Source organism: Endozoicomonas sp. SCSIO W0465, from assembly GCF_023716865.1.
In the GTDB taxonomy this organism is placed as follows: domain Bacteria; phylum Pseudomonadota; class Gammaproteobacteria; order Pseudomonadales; family Endozoicomonadaceae; genus Endozoicomonas.
Genome location: NZ_CP092417.1, coordinates 7,077,681 through 7,100,221 on the forward strand (window position 1 = coordinate 7,077,681; position 22,541 = coordinate 7,100,221).

Annotated in this window: 20 protein-coding genes and 3 pseudogenes; 9 read left to right on the forward strand and 14 right to left on the reverse strand. The window is 46.7% G+C overall.

What is annotated here, in order from left to right; genetic code table 11:
- The first annotated feature begins 52 nt into the window (after nucleotides 1-52).
- Nucleotides 53-298 (forward strand): hypothetical protein, encoded by a 246-nt coding sequence (locus MJO57_RS31975; RefSeq protein WP_252021679.1) that lies wholly within the window; start codon nucleotides 53-55, stop codon nucleotides 296-298.
- A 99-nt stretch (nucleotides 299-397) separates the two neighbouring features.
- Here the strand turns inward: MJO57_RS31975 and MJO57_RS31980 are convergent, their stop codons facing one another.
- Nucleotides 398-892: a hypothetical protein gene (locus tag MJO57_RS31980; protein WP_252021681.1), complete on the reverse strand. Its 495-nt coding sequence runs from the start codon at nucleotides 890-892 to the stop codon at nucleotides 398-400.
- On the opposite strand from MJO57_RS31980, the gene MJO57_RS31985 reads away from it, so the two are divergent.
- Complete coding sequence (locus tag MJO57_RS31985) at nucleotides 866-1,099, forward strand: hypothetical protein (protein ID WP_252021683.1); 234 nt, start codon at nucleotides 866-868, stop codon at nucleotides 1,097-1,099. The two genes, MJO57_RS31980 and MJO57_RS31985, sit on opposite strands and share 27 nt — an antisense overlap.
- 50 nt (nucleotides 1,100-1,149) lie before the next feature.
- Here the strand turns inward: MJO57_RS31985 and MJO57_RS31990 are convergent, their stop codons facing one another.
- The 8 genes and pseudogenes from MJO57_RS31990 to MJO57_RS32025 form a co-directional block, all read right to left on the reverse strand.
- Entirely contained in the window at nucleotides 1,150-2,613 is a 1,464-nt protein-coding gene (locus MJO57_RS31990; RefSeq protein ID WP_252021685.1) for an ankyrin repeat domain-containing protein, read from the reverse strand.
- Between the two features lie 96 nt (nucleotides 2,614-2,709).
- Nucleotides 2,710-3,627: pseudogene (locus tag MJO57_RS33555) on the reverse strand (ankyrin repeat domain-containing protein); the annotation flags it as partial.
- A gap of 14 nt (nucleotides 3,628-3,641) precedes the next feature.
- Complete coding sequence (locus MJO57_RS32000) at nucleotides 3,642-3,866, reverse strand: hypothetical protein (RefSeq protein ID WP_252021690.1); 225 nt, start codon at nucleotides 3,864-3,866, stop codon at nucleotides 3,642-3,644.
- Between the two features lie 463 nt (nucleotides 3,867-4,329).
- Complete coding sequence (locus MJO57_RS32005; RefSeq protein WP_252021692.1) at nucleotides 4,330-6,114, reverse strand: ankyrin repeat domain-containing protein; 1,785 nt, start codon at nucleotides 6,112-6,114, stop codon at nucleotides 4,330-4,332.
- Between the two features lie 153 nt (nucleotides 6,115-6,267).
- Complete coding sequence (locus MJO57_RS32010; RefSeq protein ID WP_252021694.1) at nucleotides 6,268-6,945, reverse strand: hypothetical protein; 678 nt, start codon at nucleotides 6,943-6,945, stop codon at nucleotides 6,268-6,270.
- A 150-nt stretch (nucleotides 6,946-7,095) separates the two neighbouring features.
- Entirely contained in the window at nucleotides 7,096-7,368 is a 273-nt protein-coding gene (locus MJO57_RS32015; RefSeq protein ID WP_252021697.1) for a hypothetical protein, read from the reverse strand.
- Between the two features lie 39 nt (nucleotides 7,369-7,407).
- Nucleotides 7,408-8,745, reverse strand: coding sequence for a transposase (locus MJO57_RS32020; protein ID WP_252017304.1), 1,338 nt, complete (start codon nucleotides 8,743-8,745; stop codon nucleotides 7,408-7,410).
- 47 nt (nucleotides 8,746-8,792) lie between these two features.
- The gene (locus MJO57_RS32025) at nucleotides 8,793-9,044 is read right to left on the reverse strand and encodes a hypothetical protein (protein WP_252021699.1); all 252 of its coding nucleotides are present in this window, start codon (nucleotides 9,042-9,044) and stop codon (nucleotides 8,793-8,795) included.
- 68 nt (nucleotides 9,045-9,112) lie between these two features.
- Between MJO57_RS32025 and MJO57_RS32030 the strand changes: the two genes are divergently transcribed.
- Nucleotides 9,113-10,771, forward strand: coding sequence for a transposase (locus MJO57_RS32030; RefSeq protein ID WP_252017470.1), 1,659 nt, complete (start codon nucleotides 9,113-9,115; stop codon nucleotides 10,769-10,771).
- Here MJO57_RS32030 and MJO57_RS32035 read toward each other — a convergent pair.
- Together MJO57_RS32035 and MJO57_RS32040 are read right to left on the reverse strand one after the other, a co-directional pair.
- Entirely contained in the window at nucleotides 10,738-11,349 is a 612-nt protein-coding gene (locus MJO57_RS32035) for a hypothetical protein (RefSeq protein ID WP_252021701.1), read from the reverse strand. The two genes, MJO57_RS32030 and MJO57_RS32035, sit on opposite strands and share 34 nt — an antisense overlap.
- Nucleotides 11,350-11,418: 69 nt before the next feature.
- A complete protein-coding gene (locus MJO57_RS32040) occupies nucleotides 11,419-12,600 on the reverse strand; it encodes a dynamin family protein (RefSeq protein ID WP_252021703.1) in 1,182 nt (393 codons plus the stop codon).
- Nucleotides 12,601-12,677: 77 nt separating this feature from the next.
- On the opposite strand from MJO57_RS32040, the pseudogene MJO57_RS32045 reads away from it, so the two are divergent.
- A pseudogene (locus MJO57_RS32045) lies at nucleotides 12,678-13,711 on the forward strand (transposase).
- Nucleotides 13,712-13,850: 139 nt separating this feature from the next.
- The gene (locus MJO57_RS32050) at nucleotides 13,851-13,988 is read left to right on the forward strand and encodes a hypothetical protein (RefSeq protein WP_252021705.1); all 138 of its coding nucleotides are present in this window, start codon (nucleotides 13,851-13,853) and stop codon (nucleotides 13,986-13,988) included.
- Between the two features lie 1,230 nt (nucleotides 13,989-15,218).
- Here MJO57_RS32050 and MJO57_RS32055 read toward each other — a convergent pair.
- Nucleotides 15,219-15,743, reverse strand: a complete 525-nt coding sequence (locus MJO57_RS32055) for a hypothetical protein (RefSeq protein WP_252021707.1) — start codon at nucleotides 15,741-15,743, stop codon at nucleotides 15,219-15,221.
- A 372-nt stretch (nucleotides 15,744-16,115) separates the two neighbouring features.
- On the opposite strand from MJO57_RS32055, the gene MJO57_RS32060 reads away from it, so the two are divergent.
- Complete coding sequence (locus tag MJO57_RS32060) at nucleotides 16,116-16,799, forward strand: FKBP-type peptidyl-prolyl cis-trans isomerase (protein ID WP_252021709.1); 684 nt, start codon at nucleotides 16,116-16,118, stop codon at nucleotides 16,797-16,799.
- A gap of 72 nt (nucleotides 16,800-16,871) precedes the next feature.
- Here MJO57_RS32060 and rsd read toward each other — a convergent pair whose 3' ends face one another.
- The gene (gene rsd / locus MJO57_RS32065) at nucleotides 16,872-17,342 is read right to left on the reverse strand and encodes a sigma D regulator (RefSeq protein WP_252021711.1); all 471 of its coding nucleotides are present in this window, start codon (nucleotides 17,340-17,342) and stop codon (nucleotides 16,872-16,874) included.
- Between the two features lie 461 nt (nucleotides 17,343-17,803).
- Between rsd and MJO57_RS32070 the strand changes: the two genes are divergently transcribed.
- The 3 genes and pseudogenes from MJO57_RS32070 to MJO57_RS32080 all read left to right on the forward strand — a co-directional run.
- On the forward strand, nucleotides 17,804-18,469 hold the full coding sequence (locus MJO57_RS32070) for a DUF6444 domain-containing protein (protein WP_252021713.1): 666 nt from the start codon (nucleotides 17,804-17,806) through the stop codon (nucleotides 18,467-18,469).
- 36 nt (nucleotides 18,470-18,505) lie between these two features.
- A complete protein-coding gene (locus tag MJO57_RS32075) occupies nucleotides 18,506-19,843 on the forward strand; it encodes a transposase (RefSeq protein ID WP_252017304.1) in 1,338 nt (445 codons plus the stop codon).
- Between the two features lie 134 nt (nucleotides 19,844-19,977).
- Nucleotides 19,978-20,853: pseudogene (locus MJO57_RS32080) on the forward strand (IS66 family transposase); the annotation flags it as partial.
- Nucleotides 20,854-20,955: 102 nt separating this feature from the next.
- Here MJO57_RS32080 and gshA read toward each other — a convergent pair.
- Nucleotides 20,956-22,533 (reverse strand): glutamate--cysteine ligase, encoded by a 1,578-nt coding sequence (gshA, locus tag MJO57_RS32085; RefSeq protein ID WP_252021715.1) that lies wholly within the window; start codon nucleotides 22,531-22,533, stop codon nucleotides 20,956-20,958.
- Nucleotides 22,534-22,541: the final 8 nt, after the last annotated feature.

Here is a 22,541-nt window from a genome sequence, read left to right on the forward strand (position 1 = left end):
ACATAGTATAATTATGGACGTCCGATCAAAAAAATAATAAAGGATGGCTATCATGACGCCGGAAAAAACATACTGCTACTCCTACCAGAGAATATCATCGAAGCAGCAAAGACTGGGTGACGGTATAAACCGCCAGCTCAGAGAAAGCAAAAAATTTCCTGAGCAAAGCTTGTTCCCCGGTTTCTTTCCCTTCGAAGGCAGCCGCAGCAAAATCAAGCAATGCACCACTGCCAAGAGAGATCAAAACGAGGATTCTGAGAATCGGGAAACCAAGCCCTTTTTTTGGGTGCCAGGCTGAGGATATAACCGGCGATTGGCAGGGACTGTGCCTGGCCACGAGTATCAGTGCAAGTGGCGTGGGAGCTGTTATCCAATCAGTTGATTTAGAGCGCCACTACTAAGGGACAGGAAAAAATTGTGCAGTGAAATTCAAATAGCCCTGCTTACCGTTCACTCGGTTCCATCGCTCGACAGACTTGATGATCCGCTTCAGGCACTTTTGAAGTTCTTCAGACGTTTTTATAAAGTCATCTTCCTTAAACTGGTAGGCATACTTCTCAGTCATCGCTGTCACCTCATCCAGGCTGACCCTGCCAAGGCGCCATTCGCAGATTGTAATCAGCTGACCGCTCAGCTGCTGCTCAAATAGTGACAGGTTCTTCGTCCTGGGCGGCCGGTTGGCGAATTCGGCCCGGTAATGCTCAATGGTGGCCTCCAGTGCCCGTTTGACATCCCAATCCTCCAAAACAGGGTTCTGGTAATAGTAATTCATAATCGGATACTCAAGATTTTGAAGGACATCTTCATACTCTTCAGTAAATTCCATTGTGCATTCCTCACCAATTAGATAAGGAGATAATAGACCATGGCCACCACCAATATCTGGCAGCAATTCAGAGCACTGATTCCTGAAGGTGTGCGGGTTGTCGCCACCATTACCGCCAATAATGGCAACGGCACCAGCCAGGCAGAGCTTCGGGATGGATCGATGATTACCGCTAAGGGAGAGTCAGTGAGCGCTGGAGAGAAAGTGTTTATTCAGGATGGTGAGATCAAGGGTACTGCGCCGAGCTTGGCGCTGTACGAGGTGGAGGTTTGAAACAATCAAGATTCAAGGCCTGACGTCGTTTCCCCAAGCCATTTTATTGCTCACATTAGAAGACAGGCCGATGGGTGGGCCCCATTTTCAGTAAGGAGTTCCTGGCACAGGGTGTTGCCGTTCTTGATAGCTAAGTCAAGAGCCGTCCAGCAGTCGTTCATCTTATCATTGACTTGGATTCCGGGAATGGCCAGCAATGCCTTGACGGACTCTGTGTGGCCATACTTGGCAGCCAAGTGGAGAGCCGTCCAGCCGTCGTTCATCTTATCATTGACCTGGATTCCGGGAATGGCCAGCAATGCCTTGACGGACTTTGTGTGGCCATACTTGGCAGCCAAGTGGAGAGCCGTCCAGCCGTCGTTCATCTTATCATTGACCTGGATTCCGGGAATGGCCAGCAATGCCTTGACGGACTTTGTGTGGCCATACTTGGCAGCCAAGTGGAGAGCCGTCCAGCCGTCGTTCATCTTATCATTGACTTGGATTCCGGGAATGGCCAGCAATGCCTTGACGGACTTTGTGTGGCCATACTTGGCAGCCAAGTGGAGAGCCGTCCAGCCGTCGTTCATCTTATCATTGACTTGGATTCCGGGAATGGCCAGCAATGCCTTGACGGACTCTGTGTGGCCATACTTGGCAGCCAAGTGGAGAGCCGTCCAGCCGTCGTTCATCTTATCATTGACTTGGATTCCGGGAATGGCCAGCAATGCCTTGACGGACTCTGTGTGGCCCTCAACGGCAGCAAAGTGGAGAGCCGTCCAGCCGTCGTTAGTCTTATCATTGACTTGGATTCCGGGAATGGCCAGCAATGCCTTGACGGACTCTGTGTGGCCATACTTGGCAGCCAAGTGGAGAGCCGTCCAGCCGTCGTTCATCTTATCATTGACTTGGATTACGGGAATGGCCAGCAATGCCTTGACGGACTCTGTGTGGTCCTTCATGGCAGCCAAGTGGAGAGCCGTAATGCCATTGTTCATCCTTTCATTTACCTGGATTCGGCTATCGGCCAGCAATGCCTTGACGGACTCTGTGTGGCCCTGTATGGCAGCCAAGTGGAGAGCCGTAATGCCATTGTTCATCGTTTCATTTACCTGGATTCGGCTATCGGCCAGCAGCTCTTTCACACACTCTGTGTGGCCTTGAGTAGCGGCCTTATGCAGGGGCATAGCACCATCTATACGTCTTTTGACATTGATATCCGCTTTCATGTCACGCAGCTTTCTCAGGCAATCGGTTCGCCCCCAGCAAGCGGCTGCACTTATTGCCGTTGTACCGCAGTTAGCAACGGCATTGATATCCGCTCCTGCGTCGATCAGCAATGTCAGGCGATCAAATTTGCCCCAAAAGGCAGCTATTAGCAAAGGCGTGATGCCGTCGTTATCAGTGACATTAATATTCACTCCTCTGTTATCAACAAGCTCTCTCAGGCACTCGTCACCGCTTTCTTGTTTGTTGTTGGTATAGTGTTTGGGCGTCCTACCGTTTGCCAAGGTTTCATTGATATCTCTGCCCATGTCAGTCCATTGTTGATGGCCTTCATTAAGGCTGATTTTGGTGGCTATATGCAGGGCTGTTTCGCCGTTCTTATTGATGGCATTCAAATTCGCCCCATTTTCAATCAACGGTCTCAGGCATCCGACGCGGCCATTGTAAACGGCCAGATGCAGGGCTGTTTCGCCACTGTTATTGCTGGCATTGACCTTCTCTCTGCTGATTTCAAGCAATCTTTCCAGGCACCCGCTATGACCTTTGGCCGCAGTGATATGCAGCGGCGTTTGACCTTCCTTATCGGTTTCATTGATGTGTCTCGGGTCGAGCGGGAGATTGAAAAATTCCAAAGAACCTTCTCTGGCAGCAGTGTGCATTACGGTAATAATATTTGCACCATGTTGTTCCAGAACACGTCGGCCCTTGATGTTTTCCGACAGAACAGCGATGTACAAAGCACGATTAAGGGCGTTCGCTCCCGCCTTGATCAGGGGGGTAAGGCATTGGGTTTGCCACCGCTCGGCAGCAGCACACAGGGCATCGTTAAGGTTGTTCGCTTCCGCTCTGATCAGGATTTCAAGACATTGCGTTTGCCCCCGCTCGGCGGCTTCGCACAGGGCGTTATTAAGGGCAAGTTGGCTGGGTTCTGTGCTGATCAGGTATCTAAGCAATGGAGCATCGCCTTCCCGGACAGCCGTTCGCAGTACGTTATTGATATCCGCCCCAGCCTTGATCAGCATATTGAGATCCTTGGTGCGGCGCTTCTGGGCAGCAATGTACAAGGGGGACTCACCATTGTGCTCGACGGCATTGACATCGGCACCGTAGTCGATCAGGAGCCGGACTACATAAGTATGTTCTTTCTTTATGGCGACAGCTAACAGGTGTTCAGGATGACCGGCGGTCACTGAATGGTAAGTCCGATTGGCCAAAGTCTCGTCTTCGCGCAACAGCATTTTCAGTGTTTCCAGATTCCCGGTACGGCAGGCATTAAACATCAGGGTTTCACAATAACGTGATTCGTCGTCAATTGCTTTCATACCGTTCAGACGGATCAAGGGCAGTGCCGGTTGGCAGCACACACATTCCCGTTGATCAAGGCTTCTTGCCAACTGCTGTGCGCTGTCAAGCCATTTGGTAATGCATTCCAGGTGGAAAACGTCGGATGACGGGCAAGAGCTTTTGACCAGTGAACGCCCACCAAATTGTCCAAGATATCCGTCGTCACCCATACAGATAGAGCAACTAAAGAATAAATCTGCCGCGTTGCCGCTGACATTCATCGCTTTTGCCTACTTTACGGCTCAAAACTGTGGGTAAGACAAAAATCAGCAGAATAAATTCCATAAAAAAACATGGCTCTATTTTGATTACGAACTGCTCTACAGTGAAAACTGACTGTAGGTCACGAAAAACAAGGATTGAGCAACATTACCGGACAATATGCTGACAACCTTTGTAGATAAAGGGCTTCAGCAATGTTCAACCCAGTAGCAGTCTGAAATCCTACAAGAGCCAAAAACATAAACAAAAATTTTAACAAGGCGATTGTCGTTAAATCCTACAGTCAGGCACGAATCTAGCCGACTTGCACCGGCCAAGGAACGCTTGTTCACCGGAATTCAAGTGATGACCACAAACATCTGGTAGTCATTGGAGAGGTAAAGAATATTGCACCGGAGCTGTGTTATTTTGAAACAACCGTGTAAACAGAGCAAAAAGTAAGCGCTGTCTCAGGCAGACTATTGATCAAACCCCTGTTTGTTGGCAGACCGTTGACTCAGCCTTTCCCTGAGTTCATCAAGTAACGACCCACTTGCCCGAACAGCGTTGATGGGCTGGGAACGTACTTCCTGATTGGATAGCCCTTTCACATCAGGCGGTTTCACTTTAGGCGCTATCGGTGGTTTTTTAGCTATTTTGGGCTTGGGTGCAATCGGTGGTTTTTTCAGCATGCGTGGTTTTGGTGGTATCTCAGGACGTTGCTGATTGGCACGTGCTTTACTTGTCTTTGCCATGAATTGACCACCACTTCCAGCGGATGATCGCCTATTTCTTTCCTCCATCAACTGGCCGGATTGACGATCTACAGGCGGTGCCAACGTTGTGTTTATTGATCCCATATCACTGCCTATTGGTCGTTGTTGGACCAGTTCCTGTAAGCGGAGCAACAGCTCTTGCTGAAAGTCTTGCTCTGGTGGCTTATCCCGAAGGTTTTGATTCCAACCCCACGTTGCCCTTCCACCGGTTGCCACGGAGGTAGCGGCCGCATGATCACCAGTTCCGGTTTTCAGGACTTGCCGGAGAGCCCGCACACAGTCGGTATGGTTTTTCATAGAGGCGAGATCCAGTGGCGTGTCCAGTCCATAGTAGTCGCGGGCGTTGACATCCGCTCCCATAATAACCAGCAATTGCAGGCACTCCAGATGGCCGTGTTGGGCAGCCAGGTGCAGAGGTGTGGCGCCATCGGCCCGGACCGCTTCGATATTGGCTCCTTGGCAGATCAGGTCTTTAAGGGCTGAGTAGAGTGACTGCCCCCGTTCAAGCAGGGCTTGCAAGGCCACCATTTTGCTCTCCCTGGCCCTTTGCATGACGGCAGTGGTCTGATCATAAAGGGTCTGTAAGTTGGCTTTGGTATCGGGCCCATAACCCACAAGGGTTCGCAAACAGTCGACGTCGCCTATGCTGGCGGCGATGTGCAGGGGCGTTTCGCCATTGGTTGTCAGGGGCGCATTGACATCCCCACCGTTGGCCATCAGGATTTTCAAACACTCAACGTTACCGCTTCGGGTGGCGATGTGCAGCGGCGTTTCACCATCGGTTGTTCGGGCCGCATTGACATCAGCGCCAGTGAAGATCACATCACGCAACGTACTATACAGTTCCTCCCCCCGGCGGAACAGCTCGATCATGGTTGCGATTTTACCTTCCCTGACAGCGGTATAGATGACGGAGACCGCATAATCAGCTGCCGTTATCAGGGCCGGCAGGCGATCGGCCCCCTTGCCGATGAGCGTTTGCAGACAGGCGACGTGACCGTTGCGGGTGGCAATGTGCAGCGGCGTGACACCCTCCCTGCCCGTGGCATTGACATTGATGCCCCGTTCGATCAGCGTTTGCAGGCGCTTATGATCGCCCTTTTCAGCAGCATCGAATAACAGCATAATTCTGGAATCTGGCCAGGAGCAATCCTGCTGCACACTATTGGCAGCGGTCCCCTGGATAGGAGGCATGGCCTGATCGCCGGGACGATTTACGTCAGCAGGCCAGGCTGTGAATGCTCTCCCGCCGGGTTCACTCACTAACCGCAGTGTCGGTTCATGGCACACATAACAACGGCGCTCCCGTAAAGCATCTGCAGTGGAATCGCCCCACCATCGAGGAATACAGTCCGGGTGGAAAAAGTGGGGCTCCGGCTGGCAGAGTGTCCTGACCATGGAGTGGCCACCCGGATCATGATCGGTACGCTGGCAAATAGCACAGGCCGGAGAATTTAAGGCGGGGGTGTTGCCAAATACGTTATTCATAGAAACTCTGACAGGGTGGTGTCTCTGAGTGGTTAAAAGAGGTTAACGGGAACCGGCAATTCACTGTACAGTGCTGGTTAAATAGCACAGTATTACTTGCGGTTAAGAAATCCTGATAAGTCGGATAGACAGGCAAAACAGTGACGCTGCTCATCAGGGTTCCCATTCCCTGTTAGAATTATCGGGAGATTCTGATTGATCAGGCTCGCCGTTGATTGCTAAACGACGTTGGTACATTATTAGCTGAAATCGTGTTCGAACTGGAGGGAGGGGAGGCGGCGGTGGTGGTGAAGGTGGTGAGAGCGTTGCAACTACTGAAGGTGAAGGCTCCGTTTGCTGATATTCATTCGAGATGCCCCTTCCGGATTGCTGATTTCCGGACAATTCCATGGGTGCTCGAACTGGAGGGAGAGAAGGTGGCGGTGGTGAAGGTGGTGGTGAAGATGAAGGCCCAGGTGGCGGTGGTGAAGATGAAGGCCCAGGTTGCTGCGGTATAAATTTGTTAGTGGCTGTATACAGTGCATCAACATCACTCTGTTTTAACTTTTCTCTTATGGATTCGAGGGCATTCTTTTGCGCTGTTTTTTTGTTTTTTTCTGCCTCATTTTCTCTAAGGAGATTTTGTAAATCTTCACCAATGGATTTTTTACCTATTTTTAACTGTTCTATGCAGGTATCAATTCCATTATGAACCGGATCTACAATATTTTGACGAATATTGTTAAAAATTTTATCACGAGCCTCTACAATTATTTTTTTAGCTTCTTTAATCAGTTTTGGCTGATCAATACAAGACACTGTTACCTTACCCCACTCCTCACTATTCGCCACACTACAGAATCTGCCCCAAATCCCATCTTGTCGTATTATTAAAGGGTTGGTAATATGAGTAATTATTTTTTCTATAGAAAGTCTTTCTATATAAAAATTTATGGCTCTATTTTGATTACGAACTGCTCTACAGTGAAAACTGACTGTAGGTCACGAAAAACAAGGATTGGGCAACATTACCGGACAATATGCTGACAACCTTTGTAGATAAAGGGCTTCAGCAATGTTCAACCCAGTAGCAGTCTGAAATCCTACAAGAGCCAAATTTATAACCTGTGGGGCAAACGTAATCGGCAGGTAAGAATTGCTCAAGTTAATAATTGCATTTATATTATTATCCTCGACTTTAGAGTCTGTATAAAACGATAATTCGGTCAGCTTTTTATAGTGAAGCAAGCCGAAATCAGTGAACTGTTTTTCCAAGTTCGTTATTACTTCCGTTTTTTGCCTAAAAGCCTTTAGTTATGCTGCTTCTGAATTATCCGGTATTAACTGGTCGATCAGATCGCGAAAATTGAACTCATATTTTTGCTTATATCTGTTCCAGCCCTTGCGAATAGAGAACCTCGGAATAATTCCTGAAAGAGCAATTTTCATCATGCCTGCAGTGGTTGTATCCGGGCTTCTCCAGGGTATCCGAGAAATATTCAGACATGCCTGATTTTTACAAACGGTTAATAACTGCAATAATGCATAGCCTGCCATTTTCAAATGCATCCATCGAAGCAGTGTTCGCAATTTCTGCTGCCATAAATGGCAACAGCCAAAAGCATGTTTGAGTTGGTGAAACATTGGCTCTACCGGCCATCTCCGGGAATAGGCACGAAGCACCTCCAGTCCCTCAAGTTCCGGATTGGTCGAGATGAATATTCTGCTTTCGGTCAGACCTTTGTCATTTTCAAAGCGACTCCAGACGACGCGTACTTCACGACCTTTAAGGAATCTGGCGCGACAGATCAGGGTACGATAACGTATTTTGCGAAATTTGCCGTACATCCATACTGTTGCTTTTTCTTCCGGCAGTTTCTTAACCTGTTCTGTCGTCATCTTGATGCCGTACTTTTTTGGGCGCCCTCGCTTCTTTACGGTGGGTGCTGGCGGCAAAGCATAGAGGGCCCGATTTGAAGGTATCTGACCAACAACTTCTATGTTCATTTCCAGAGCTGGCTTTATCAGTGTCCAGTTCATATACCAGCAATCGGTTAGCAGGCGTAGCACTCGATCCTTCACTTCATTGCGTACCACCCTGAGCATGGCCACGGCAATTTTCAGTTTGCTGGTGTTACCTGAAGCTGGTGTCGGAAATGAGATCACCGGTATGGCGGTAAATACTTCATCTGCAGCCCGCTCAAATATGATGGCCAGGGAAACCCAACACTGCCCCCAGATGTACGTCGGCCGATTGCGTTTCTTGCTGTGTTGATGATGTGTACGACAAGCAGGGGCTTTGTCGGAAAACCGTTCGATTACCCAGTCATCAAGCCCCAGGACCACAGGTTGATTCTCAGGAGCTTTGGAGCAGACCAGACGGATCAAGTGGCGTGCCAAGTTCTTCCATTGCCACTTGCCCTGAGATAGCCAGTGGTGGTAGCTGCTCCACACACAATGAAAATCAATTGTTAACAACGCCTGTGTAACAAAGCCGTCGGCTGAAAGCATGCAACCGAACAGCAGTTCGCAGAACGTTGGTACTGCAGTTGATGATAGCGCTCCAGCAAGAAAGGTTGTATATGAAGCGAGCTCCCTGAGGATTACTTGATGATCTGAAGTGAGCATGGCAACCATCTCGAATTTCGTCATTGGGGATGGTTGCTTTTAGCAGATTATGCGCCGGAACTATTGTGCTCTTAAAACTCTAAAGTCGAGTTATTATTTATGTTACTGAGATTTGATTCAATTAACTTGCAGTCCTTGATTACCTTTGTTTTCAATTCTTCCATGGCGCGGTCAATTTCACCATAAGCTTCCTTTATTTCTTTCTCTACCTTTGTTTTTAGACCATTTGAAAATTTGTCATATTCACCAACGTCATCAAATGGAACTAAATTAGTGCAATCCATACTTTCAGGAGGTTTTTGGTTATAGCTATTTTCATACAACTTTAGAGGTAATTTCTCAAAAAGTGCTGGAAGCAGGATAATTTCGGTCAGTCGTCTATCCTCTCACCATGGCTTTTCTAGAACACCAGCAGTTACAACCTGAAGATCTACTGAGATTCATCACTCAGCAGCAAGAGCAGATCATTCAGCTCAAAGAGCAGATAGAATTGCTTGAAGCAGAGATTCGTCGTCTAAAAAAACTGCCCGCAAAGCCTGACATCAAACCAAACACCAAACCTCCCGATGATGACACCGGCAGCCCTGATGGAGATCCATCCGCTCCTGAGGGTAACGATGGAGCCAGCCCAGACACCTCGTCAAAGCAGAAGGTTAAGAAGCCCAACGAGAAAACCAGAAAGCAGCGTAAACAGCCCCGAAAGCCATCGGCGGAAAAATCCATACCCATTGCTGCCACTGATGTTCCGGAGGGATCAATCAGGAATGGAACCACCCCTTTTCATGTTCAGGAACTGACAATACAAACATCCAGTATTGAATATCTTTTAGAGCAATGGGTGACACCCGATGGACAAACCATTACGGCCAAACCGCCAGCCAGCCTTCATGGACATCATTACGGGCCAATGCTGCAGGCCTACGTTCTGCACCAGTATCATGGTTGCTCCGTTACCCAGCCAGAACTGCTGGACTGGCTATGGGACATTGGAATCTCTATTTCCAGCGGGGAACTCAGCCAGCTTCTGACGAAAGGACACGAGCAGTTCCATGCTGAGAAAGATGAGCTGTTGACTACAGGTATTCGCTGTTCAAGTTATATCCAGACAGACGACACGGGAACAAGGCATAAGGGGAAGAACGGTTACTGCACCATCATCAATAACGAGTCCTTTGCCTGGTTCGAGAGCACAGACAGCAAAAGCCGGGAAAATTTCGTAAGCCTACTGCACCGCCCATGGTCAACTTACACGTTCACCGACGATGCCTTGATCTATCTGGAAAAACTGGATTACCCCAAAAAGTGGCTACGCGTTCTTAATCCATACAGAGGCGTCACCTTCCTGAGCCATGAAGCCTGGGAAGAATGTATGAAAGACCTGAGACTAACTGGTAGACGGCGCCAGCAGGCCAGTGAAGCCATGATTTATGGCAGCCTGATACAGCATGGAGCAGGACATCTTACCACCTTCAGTGATGGGGCAAGGCAGTTCGACGTTTTCAAACACAGCCAGTGCTGGATACATGCAGAGCGAGGGCTGGCAAAAGTTCATCCGGTCAATGATCAGCAGGCCATGGCTCAGAAATGGCTTCGGACATGGTTCTGGGCCATTTACGATGACCTTAAAGACTTCAAGACAGAGCCAACTGAAAAAAAGGCAATAAAAGTACGACAGGGGTTCCAGGCGCTGATCCAAACCCAAACGTGCAGTGGGCTTCTTCAGGATGCTCTGTCAGGGTTGGCTGTAATCAAGGAAGAGCTATTACTGGTTCTGGATGACCCGAGCTTACCGCTGCACAACAACCTGAGCGAGAGTCAGATACGAGAATATGTTAAACGACGAAAGATCAGTAGTGGGACGCGAAGCGATTTGGGGCGGCAATGTCGCGACACCTTTGCCAGCCTGAAAAAAACGTGTCGCCTGTATGGTCTCTCTTTTTGGGATTATCTGAAAAGCCGACTAATGGGCGATGGGTTATTTCCGAGATTGAGTAACCTGATTGAGGAGGCTTCACGTCATCTTCCGTGTGGTGCTGCCAGCAGTTTTTGAGAAATTACCTTTAGAGTGCCTGCAATGGCTGCGCCAGTGCCTGCTACGAAGGCACCGGCCTGGGTATTAACTTTAGTAAGTGTGCCGGCAATTACTGCAGACACAGAACTAGTTATAGCGGTCACTGAATTTATAGTTGCAGAATTTTTTTCATTTATCTCCTTTAACTTCTTTTTAAATTCCCCTTTGGAATTCTCACATTCTTTAGTTACTATGTCGGTGATCTTGTTATCAAGTTCATCAAATATTTTTTTAAAACCACCCAGGAAATTAGCTTTGTCTAGCGAGGATTTGAAATTTTGAGCTGCCTGATCAAGTTCCTGCAATTTTTTATCAATCCCCTTTCTTTTACTTTTCAACTCAACATTTTCTTCTTCCAGTTTTTTAATCTCATTATCAAGTAATTCTAAAGAGAGAGAGGCCGAATCCTCTACCGTGTCCGTTTGGTTCTTTAGCTTACTGCTGGCAGACTGGATAGCCAAAATAGCCACCTCAGTATTGGCATGTTTAATAATATTTTTGGCTCTTATTGGATTACAGACTGTTCCCAGATTGAACCTGGCTGAAGCACTTATCATTAAAGGCTCTCAGAGCTTTGCTCGGCAATTTGCCCTCAAGCCTTACATTGCGTGGTCCACATCCAATTTTCACTGCAGAGCAGTTCGGAAATCAAATAGAGCCATATTTTTTATCGGCTGCTGGAAACAACTGTTATTCAGAAGGTCTTCTGCATCCTCTTGAATATCCTCTGCAGTCAACCCTTTTATTCTTCGTTGCCATGAATCACCATAAGTTGCCTTGTAAAAATCTTTAACCCAAGGGTTGGCATCCCCATCAGGCAAGCGTGTGTTTTGTTCTAATTCTCTGAGGGCAGTGTTCGCCAGAAAAGCATTGCGAGCGGAAACAGGGTACACATTGTCACGGGTTAGAACACCATCCAACTTTCCAGCCAGGCGACTTTTTACTTGATTTTCATCTTCACTATTTTGGTTCTTCTGATCCCACTTATTGACCCAGGCAGAGATGTTGCAGCGACTTTGTCTGGAAATCCGGCTAAGTGCTTCGCAAAATGTATCTTCTTGTTGAGGATCGGACTGTGTGTAGTCCATCAAACCTATTATCCCTGATGCCTGGTCCAGTTGTTTGTAGACTTCTTCACGGACTATGCCACTCAGACTCCCCCGACGTTGTTCGTTATACCCAGGGGTATCCATCAAGACCAGTTGACCTCTCATCCCTGAGTTATCCTGATCACGAAGGATGGAATATTCCACTGAGATGGTAGGCATATGATCAATCCGACAATAGTGTTCATAAGGGGTTGCCACACCAAGTTGGCTGGAAAGTGAGAATAAGTCGTTTAAGCTGGTTAGCGTTCTGGAAACGTTCTCCTGGCCCTGGTAACTCCTGTTAATTCTGCCGTCGAGGATTAAGCGCTGCAGTGGCTCCCCACAAGAACGTAAACTCGCTTGCTCATCTGAACCCAGTATCCTTAATCGCTCAAGCAGTTCATTAATGCGCTGTGGATCGTGAATACTGAGCTCCGGCTCCGATTGCCTGGGCTTATGGCGAATCAGTGTAGGGAGAAGCGTCATCGGGATGTTTTTCTCCGGTAATAATTCGAAACCAACAATTGCGTTAATGGTGGTTGATTTGCCAGCATTGACCATACCACCTACCACAATCACCATATCCATTTCTGCCAGTTTTTTTAGTTCAGATTCAATCACGGTGGAAGCTCTTCTGGTGGCTTCGCTCATCTTGCGCAAGGCATCGCTGTCTTGTCCACTGTCGCTATTTTGAGGTAGACAGTTTTTAATTGCCTTCAACACATTTAGGACTTACGCATTGACAACAGGCTCTAAAATTTGATAATGCCAAAAAACAGATGTCTTCAGGGATGAAAGTGAGAACTACCACTCGACCGACCACTGCACGATGCACTCTTGCAAAATACATTGGCTTTTTGATTAGTGAGCCAAAATCATCAACATGCACAAGACTGGCCGAGGTTACCGACTTTTCTCACGATAGCGCAAACCGCTTTCTTAAGCGTGAAAACTATCAGCCCAAAGATATGTACGATGAAGCAGTCAAAAGTTTAAACCCTATTGGCGGCACCCTGAGCGTTGATGACAGCGTGCTCGACAAACCTTATAGCTACTCCGTGGCACTGGTTGGCCACTTTTGGTCGGGTAAACATCACCGAGTGGTTAAGGGAGTTAACCTCATCACCCTTTATTACACCGACGTATCCGGGCGCCATATGCCGGTGAATTACAGGATATACGACAAATCGGAAGACAAGACAAAAAACGACTACTTCCGTGAAATGTTGATTGAAGTGCTGGTATGGGGGCTGAAGCCAGCGTTCGTTACCGGTGACTCCTGGTACAGCTGCACGACTAACCTGAAGACGATTAAAAACCATCAGACTGGGTTTATGTTTGCCGTTGAGAAAACAGGACAGTATCACTGGAAAAAGGTAAATGGCAGCAGGTTCAACACCTCGACATCCCCGACAATGGTCTGGATGTATGGCTCAAAGACTTCGGTAAGATCCGGTTGTTCAGGACGATGCTAAAAGACCAGCGTCGCCACTACGTGGTTTACTTGCCAGAGGAAGTCCCTTTTGAACGCAATGACTTCAAGCAGATCCATGACCAGCACTGGCAGATCGAACAGTTTCACAGGGCGATCAAGCAGGTTTGCCATATTGAGCACTTTCAGGTTCGCAGCGAACGACCCGTCAGAAACCATATATTTGCTGCAATTTTAGCTTTTGTTTATCTCCAGAAAATGCAGATAGAGCAGGAGTTTACGAATATTTATCAGCACCAACGGGGGCTGTTTAAAGAGACAATAGGCGCTTTCATTGAGAGTTTTGCAAAGGGGAAGGATCACCTCCTACCAAAATTTATCGGTGTCATCAATGCGTAAGTCCTAACATTATCCTGAAAGTTCCTCATAAGCAGATACGCTTTTGCAATTAGAAAATCCAGTGCAATATCAGCGTTAGCGTTCATGCTATCAATCTGGGTAATGTCATTCAGCTCAAGCATCTGCCCCACTAACTCCAGTGCTTCCAGGTCTCCCTTTTGGCAGGCGTTCTGAACCAAGGGTTGGCAATCACGTAGCAGTGGCAGAGCGGGTTGATCAGAATCGCAACAGCGTCGTTGATCCAGAGGAACTGATTGCTCTAACAACCGCTCGATAATACATCCCAAATGAAGCTGGTGAGATTTACTACACGATGTTTTGACCAACGAACGTCCGCCAAATTGACTCGATTCTATTTCTGTGCAGATGTTGCATGGCCGGTTTGGTATGGATGTGTCACTGATAGCCTTCATTTAATCACTCCGTTTTTATTAGCGAAGCAGATACCCAAATAATGAACCTGATGATTACCTGGTCCAAAAATAAGACAATACATCAATGATTTGTTTGGTCGTACATACTAACTTGAATTGTCGTTTAGCAATTGATTAAACAACCTTTAAGTCCGAATGCAATTTATAGTTATCTTCACTGATCTTGCCAGTAATTTACTGTTTTTTATCGTTGTTGCTGTGCAAATACGGGCTTGGCTCTCCGCTGTGAGGATAACGTTGGAGCAAATTCCAGGATGCTCAGTGGCATGGCCATCATACTACCCGGTAAAGGGGTGGGTTCTTTATCAATAGACTTTTCTAATTTGAAGCTGACGCCCAAATCTGCTTTTGGGTGATTAATGCCATTCAGTGGATAGCGAAGGTCTCGGCCAATCTTAGTCAGTGTTTCTGCATCAAGGTGGCTGTATGAGCATGCTGTAGGTGCCATCTCCCTGGGCAATGGGTATCGCTTCTTCACCATTCTTCAGCATCCGATCACCATGAAGGCTCTAAAGCCTTCCGCTGTGCCTGAATCGATCATTGGAGAAGGTAAGGGAACACTTGTCTGCGACCGGTATTCAACCTACAAAAATTGGCCAAAGACCATCCGCTGATTGTTCTGGCGTTCTGCTGGGCTCATGCCAGGAGAGACTATCAAGGAGTTCTTTCAACACTTTGGGGTAACCCCCAAAGGGTTCAGGAGGTGCCCCTGCACCCGCTTCCTACTGCGATCCAAAGGCTGAGTATTCCAATCGACCGGCAAAACATATAGAAGCGATGTTATAGATGGTTATACTCGCTCGATTAGAAGCCAGCTCTTTTTACGAATCATCTATTATTCTGGCTTAAAACAAGCTCTACGGCTCGTCAAATAGAGATTTAAAGTGGATTAATCTATTAAATTTCAAGCAGATAGAAAATAATTATACTATTTATGTTAGCGTGATCATGGCGGGCATTATAAGTAGCAAGCCCGATGAAATCGAATAACTTTAGAAGAGAAAGTGGTGAAGATTCAAAAATAATGAGGGGGAATATAATTCCCCCTGTAAAAGCTTGGAGTTACCAACTACTTACTTCTTTTTAGCAGGCGACCTTTTTGCAGCGGTTTTTCTGGATGTGACTTTCTTCTCAGGTGCAATCTTTTCAGCAGGAGCCTTTTGTTCAGCAGCTACATTTTTGGCTGCCGGTTTGTTCTTGGCTGCTGCTTTCTTTCTGACTGCTGGCTTCTTGGCTGCTGGCTTCTTGGCTGCTGGCGTCTTCTTAACCGCTACTTTTTTCTTGGCTACTGTCTTTTTCTTAGCTACTGCCTTTTTGACGGTGGTTTTCTTGGCAGCAGTTTTCTTTTTCGTAGCTACCTTCTTCTTGGCCGTGGTTTTCTTAGCCGGGCTCTTTTTGGCAGAAGCTTTCTTTGCACTGGCCTTTGCCTTTTTCAGCGCATCTTTAGCCTTTTTAAGCTTTTTCTCTAGCGCATCAATTTCTTTTTCCCACTTTGTCACCATATCGACCTTTTTAACAGTCTTCTTGGCAGTCGCTTTTTTAGCAGGAGCCTTCCTGGTCGTACTTTTTTTGGCTGCAGTCTTCCGTGTTGCAGGCATTGGGTCATCCCTCGTTTTAAATTAACCAATCTACTAGTAGTTAGTACATCGTAATAAAAACCGAATAATTTATACCCAGTTTTAATTCCAACATAGAGTGCTTATTCGTCATCTGCAAATTTTTTTTTAGCTTTCTCTCTATTTTTTTGGTAATAAAATTGCATTTTACTTGAACAGATAGAAAGAATAGGTCGTTTATTTTTTATACTCATTACAGTAAAAAGCACTTTAATTTAGGCACTTTTTCATTACACAGCGTTAAACTGGGGTTGCCAAAAAAACCAATTTACTAAATGATAGGGATCGAAGTACCCTGTTCTGAAAAGACTGTGCCGAAAAGCAAGATAGGAAATTATCAGAAAGAGTGTGTATATGATGTTCAAGGCGCTTACCGGCGTTACCCTGCTCTCTTACTCCCTGTGTTCATTTGCTACTCTGGAAACAGAAAGCGATAAATTAAGCTATAGCCTTGGAGTATCCATGGCAGAGCAACTTAAACCATTTGATGGGATCAATATTAATGCCATTATCCAGGGGATAGAGGATAATCTTGGCAACCAGGTTTTACAGCTATCGCAGGATGAAGTCACCTATTTTGTTGATTTAGCGCAGACTCAAAAGCAAAAACTTAAGCAGGTCAAGTATCAGAAAGAAGCACAGGAGAGCCTGGAAAAAAGTCGGCTTTTTCTGGCCAAAAACAGCAAAAAACCTGGAATTGTTGTGCTGGAGAGCGGTCTCCAGTACCGGGTACTCACGAAAGGCAGTGGCATCAAGCCATCTATTACCGATCATATAACTGTTCACTATGAAGGCCGCCGGATCGATGGAACTCTTTTCGAGAGCTCATACACTCGAAACCAGCCCGCTACTTTCCAGTTAAACAGGGTTATCGCGGGCTGGACAGAAGGCATTCAGAAAATGCCTGAAGGATCAACCTGGGAGTTGTTTATTCCCTCCACTCTGGCATACGGCTCCAGTGGTATTCCCGGAATTATTGGACCCAATGAAGCAATAATTTTCAAGATAGAACTCAGGGATGTAAACAAAAGCAGTTGATACTGACATGAGGACAAAAACTACTGAATGGCCTGAATACAGTTCAGAGTTTATCCTCACCTGATCCGAAAATCATGAGTTAGCCAGCTTTTCCCGGTGAGATTCATGCAGAGTTTCAATCATTCTATCTTCAAGACTGAAACGCTCTTCCAGAGTTTCACCCAATTCCGATACAGCACCCTGGAGTTTCTGCAGAGAGCTGATTGATTCACAACTGTCATTAAATTTCAAACATCTTGACGTATTTTGTTCAAGCTTTGGCAGCATCGTATGAGCCAGTTCGATTCCCCCATCATTATGCTCGTGGGCTTCCTGAATCAAATGCTCATAAACTTCAAAATGACCAGCGGAAGCATAATCCACTAAAATCTGGCACAACTCCTTCAATTTACTGGCCACCGGACGATTGTCATCATCAAATTGATCCATTCCATTGATAGAGCAGTAAAGCACGATCAGCTCCTGACGCTCGTTGAGCCAGCGATCAATAATTTCTGATACACCTCCCCAACGTTCTTTGGCCGTTTGGCAACCCTCCAGCATGATAGACAGTTCCTCTCTAACAATTAGATCTCTTCTGCGTGAATGGGACCTCGTAAGCACCTGTGTCAGGCGGCTCAGATGCTAGGTTATGACAGTGAATTTTTTGCAGCAAGCGTTTATTTTTCCAAAACACAACGCAATTTAAAATGCAAGTTTTCAAAGAACATCATAAATTCAATGGTTTCAGGGTGTTTTCCTGATAACTCAAAAGCTTTTTCAGCTAACAAACTTTTGTTTAATTAAAAAAAATTATTTTAATCGACGGGTTTCGATACTGCGAAATCCTGATGTCGTCATCCAAAAACCGCTCCCAAGACCTTATCTCAGGCTGGAAATAGAACCACCACTCACCACATACTATCTATTTATTTCGTAACTGTTCAGCACCCCCACATAAATCTGGAATTTTCTGATTTTTATACCATCCTCTTAAGCACCATTTTTCCACAATATTCGCCAGCATGATTCCAGAACTACCCGCAACTATGTCGGCTGAGATTCTCTTGAAAGAGAATGCAGAGCTGCGGATGAGAGTTGCCTGTCTGGAAGAGCGATGTCGAGAATTGGAAGAAAAGGTTGGCAAGAACAGTCAAAACAGCAGCAAGCCGCCATCGTCTGATGGTTATCAAAAACCTTGTAAAAACAGTAATTCTCCAGATCATTCTGACGACCTTTCCGCAGATAAAGGTACCGATCCATCGGATGAAAAACCCAATCCTAAAAGTCTGAGACAGTCTTCTGGTAATAAAGCCGGTGGAAAGAAAGGGCATCAGGGCACTTGTCTTAAACAGGTCGATATCCCTGACTATATTGAGTACCTTCCGGTTAAAGAATGCAATAAATGTCAGGCGTCTCTTCTTGATAGTGAGCCGGTCAAATATATTGAACGACAGGTGTTTGAACCAGGGAGACCGGGTGAATTTGAAGTAACGGCCCATAGAGCTGAAGTAAAAATCTGCACTTGTGGTTGTCGGAATCAGGCTGAATTCCCGGAAGGTGTTACCGCTGCCGCACAATATGGCTCAGCCACACAGGCTATGGCCGTCTATCTTAACCAATACCATTTCCTGCCTTTTAAGCGCGTGTCAGAGTATTTTCTCGACTTTAGAGTTTTAAGAGCACAATAGTTCCGGCGCATAATCTGCTAAAAGCAACCATCCCCAATGACGAAATTCGAGATGGTTGCCATGCTCACTTCAGATCATCAAGTAATCCTCAGGGAGCTCGCTTCATATACAACCTTTCTTGCTGGAGCGCTATCATCAACTGCAGTACCAACGTTCTGCGAACTGCTGTTCGGTTGCATGCTTTCAGCCGACGGCTTTGTTACACAGGCGTTGTTAACAATTGATTTTCATTGTGTGTGGAGCAGCTACCACCACTGGCTATCTCAGGGCAAGTGGCAATGGAAGAACTTGGCACGCCACTTGATCCGTCTGGTCTGCTCCAAAGCTCCTGAGAATCAACCTGTGGTCCTGGGGCTTGATGACTGGGTAATCGAACGGTTTTCCGACAAAGCCCCTGCTTGTCGTACACATCATCAACACAGCAAGAAACGCAATCGGCCGACGTACATCTGGGGGCAGTGTTGGGTTTCCCTGGCCATCATATTTGAGCGGGCTGCAGATGAAGTATTTACCGCCATACCGGTGATCTCATTTCCGACACCAGCTTCAGGTAACACCAGCAAACTGAAAATTGCCGTGGCCATGCTCAGGGTGGTACGCAATGAAGTGAAGGATCGAGTGCTACGCCTGCTAACCGATTGCTGGTATATGAACTGGACACTGATAAAGCCAGCTCTGGAAATGAACATAGAAGTTGTTGGTCAGATACCTTCAAATCGGGCCCTCTATGCTTTGCCGCCAGCACCCACCGTAAAGAAGCGAGGGCGCCCAAAAAAGTACGGCATCAAGATGACGACAGAACAGGTTAAGAAACTGCCGGAAGAAAAAGCAACAGTATGGATGTACGGCAAATTTCGCAAAATACGTTATCGTACCCTGATCTGTCGCGCCAGATTCCTTAAAGGTCGTGAAGTACGCGTCGTCTGGAGTCGCTTTGAAAATGACAAAGGTCTGACCGAAAGCAGAATATTCATCTCGACCAATCCGGAACTTGAGGGACTGGAGGTGCTTCGTGCCTATTCCCGGAGATGGCCGGTAGAGCCAATGTTTCACCAACTCAAACATGCTTTTGGCTGTTGCCATTTATGGCAGCAGAAATTGCGAACACTGCTTCGATGGATGCATTTGAAAATGGCAGGCTATGCATTATTGCAGTTATTAACCGTTTGTAAAAATCAGGCATGTCTGAATATTTCTCGGATACCCTGGAGAAGCCCGGATACAACCACTGCAGGCATGATGAAAATTGCTCTTTCAGGAATTATTCCGAGGTTCTCTATTCGCAAGGGCTGGAACAGATATAAGCAAAAATATGAGTTCAATTTTCGCGATCTGATCGACCAGTTAATACCGGATAATTCAGAAGCAGCATAACTAAAGGCTTTTAGGCAAAAAACGGAAGTAATAACGAACTTGGAAAAACAGTTCACTGATTTCGGCTTGCTTCACTATAAAAAGCTGACCGAATTATCGTTTTATACAGACTCTAAAGTCGAGAGTATTTTAATACTCTCTATAAAATGAGTGTAAGTGCAGGCACTGTCGCCAATTTTGTGGCCAGAACCTATGAAAATCTGGCTTCTACTGAAGAGGTTATTCGTGACGCCTTGCGGGAATCGTCTGTTGCCGGAGCCGATGAAACGGGTATGCGGGCCGAGGGCTCTTTGCACTGGCTACACGTTATGCGGGATGAACAATGGACGCTCTACTACTTGTCTGAAAAGCGAGGTCGTGAGGCCATGGACACGATGGGCATACTGCTAACATTTGCAGGCGTTCTGGTTCATGATCATTGGAAATCCTATTTTGCATATGCGGCAACTCACGTACTTTGCAATGCCCATCACCTGAGGGAGCTTTTGGGTGTTGTTGATAGGGACAGCAATCAACTGGCGTTGCGATTGATGAAGCTACTGAGGCTTTCCTGGCATTACTGCAAGGGCTTTAAGACCATAGGTATGCTACAGATGCCAAGTGTTGTCTGTGAACGAATCGAGAAGATTTATGACCGGTTGCTTCAGCGGGCTCTAATGAAAGAAGTCGTCTATATGGAGAAGCAACGAGAGGAGCTTAAGCGCAAGAAAGTCAAGAATACTAAAGCTTACAATCTCTTCAAACGACTCACTGAGTTCAAGGCTGAGACACTGCGCTTCATGTCAGATTTTACCATTCCCTTCGATAACAATGGCAGTGAGCGGGATGTTCGAATGGCCAAGTTAAAGCAGAAAATCTCAGGCTGCTTCAGGAGTGCAGACGGTGGTTCTATGTTTGCACGGATTCGCAGCTATTTGTCGTCTGCCAGAAAACAGGGAATGGACATATATCAATCACTTCATAGAGCTGTTCGGAATTACTGTAATATGCCTTTGCTCAGTGCTGAATAGTTACTTTATTTCTACCATCCTTACCATGATGCTCTTTTCCCAGACAGTCTCCTCAGAGAGTCCTTTCTCCCAGCTGCAGACTAAGCACAATAGTACAGACAATTATTCTGCGGCCATATACGCCTGCAGAAAAGCGTCAAAGTCAGTTCTATCATTGTTTTCTCTTGCCAACTGGTCGGCAATAGAGCGTTGAGCAACCTGTTCAAAGTAGGCTAGCCGTTCATCACTCAGACCATGTCCAGAGAAGCTTTTGGCGTGTTTTTCTGATAGAGACATCATCAACTCAATATAACTGAAGCCCTCTGTTTCAAGAGTATTGAGCAGCTGAGCAGACGGTGTTAAAGAGGCATCGTTCAGCTTTTCCCGTTGTGCATGTAAGCTCTTGACAAACGTTGACGATTCATTCGCCTGATCAAGCATCTCAGCAATGGGTGACATATCGTCCAGCAGCTGAAGCCCCCGGTCTTGGAGTACGACTGATTGACCTTTCTGTTTCAGCGCGACACCCGGCCGGCGACCTTCCATAACCACTGTTTTAAAATTATTGCTGGCTTCAGCACACTCATCGGCATCGATAGGGTCGCTGCCCTGCAACGAACAATAAACCAGAAAAATATCCAGGAAATGGGCATCCAGCTCGTTCAGCCCCAGTGGTTCAAACGGGTTGATATCAAGGCAGCGTACCTCAACATACTCAACGCCTTCGTTGCGCAGGGCAGTCACGGGTTTTTCTCCTGAGCGGGCAATTCGCTTAGGGCGGATAGTGCTGTAATACTCATTCTCTATTTGCAGAAGATTGGTATTCAGTTGCAGGTATTGACCGTTTTTTTTCAGACCAATGGCCTCATAGGGCGGGTATGGTGTACGAATGGCACTGGAAAGGCTGTCCACGTAGTCCTCCAGTGTGTTGTAGCAAATATTCAGGGATGATTGGGCGTGATTGCTGTACCCCATATCACTCATACGTAACGACGTCGCATAAGGAAGATAAAGAGAGTCCTTATCGAGCGACTGAAGGCCTGACTGAGCGCCGCCATCGGCAAAAAAACTTCGGCTCACGGCCGGAGAGGCTCCAAACAGGTACATCAGCAGCCACGAGTAACGCAGAAAATTCCGGATCAGGGAAAAATAACCCGCCGACCTGAAATCCTGAACGTTAATTTCTTCTTGTCCAGAGTACTGCCGTAACAGCGCCCAGAACGCTTCTGGCAGGGAAAAGTTATAGTGAATACCGGCGATCGTTTGCATTGGCTTGCCATAACGATGCCAGAGCCCTTCACGATAAATGCTTTTCATCACGCCAATATTAGAACTTCCGTAATGAGCAATAGGAATACTGTCATCCCCTTCAAGCAGAGGTGGCATACTACCCGACCAGAGCAGTTCTCCATCAATATGCTGATTAGCGTACTGATGAAGCTGTTCAAGGAAAGAGAGCGTATCATCAATTCGGCAATGTACCGGCGTTATGAATTCAAGCAATGCCTCAGAATAGTCGGTCGTGATGTACGGGTGAGTTAATGCACGCCCCAGTTTTTCAGGATGACGTTTTTGGGAAAGACGGGCATCTGAGGTAACCCTGAGACTTTCACGCTCAATACCATGGCAGATGCCATGAAGGACTGAATGGTTAGCACGGGGCTGGAAAAGCTCCAGAAGATCCTGATACTCAGTAGCCAAGGTACAGA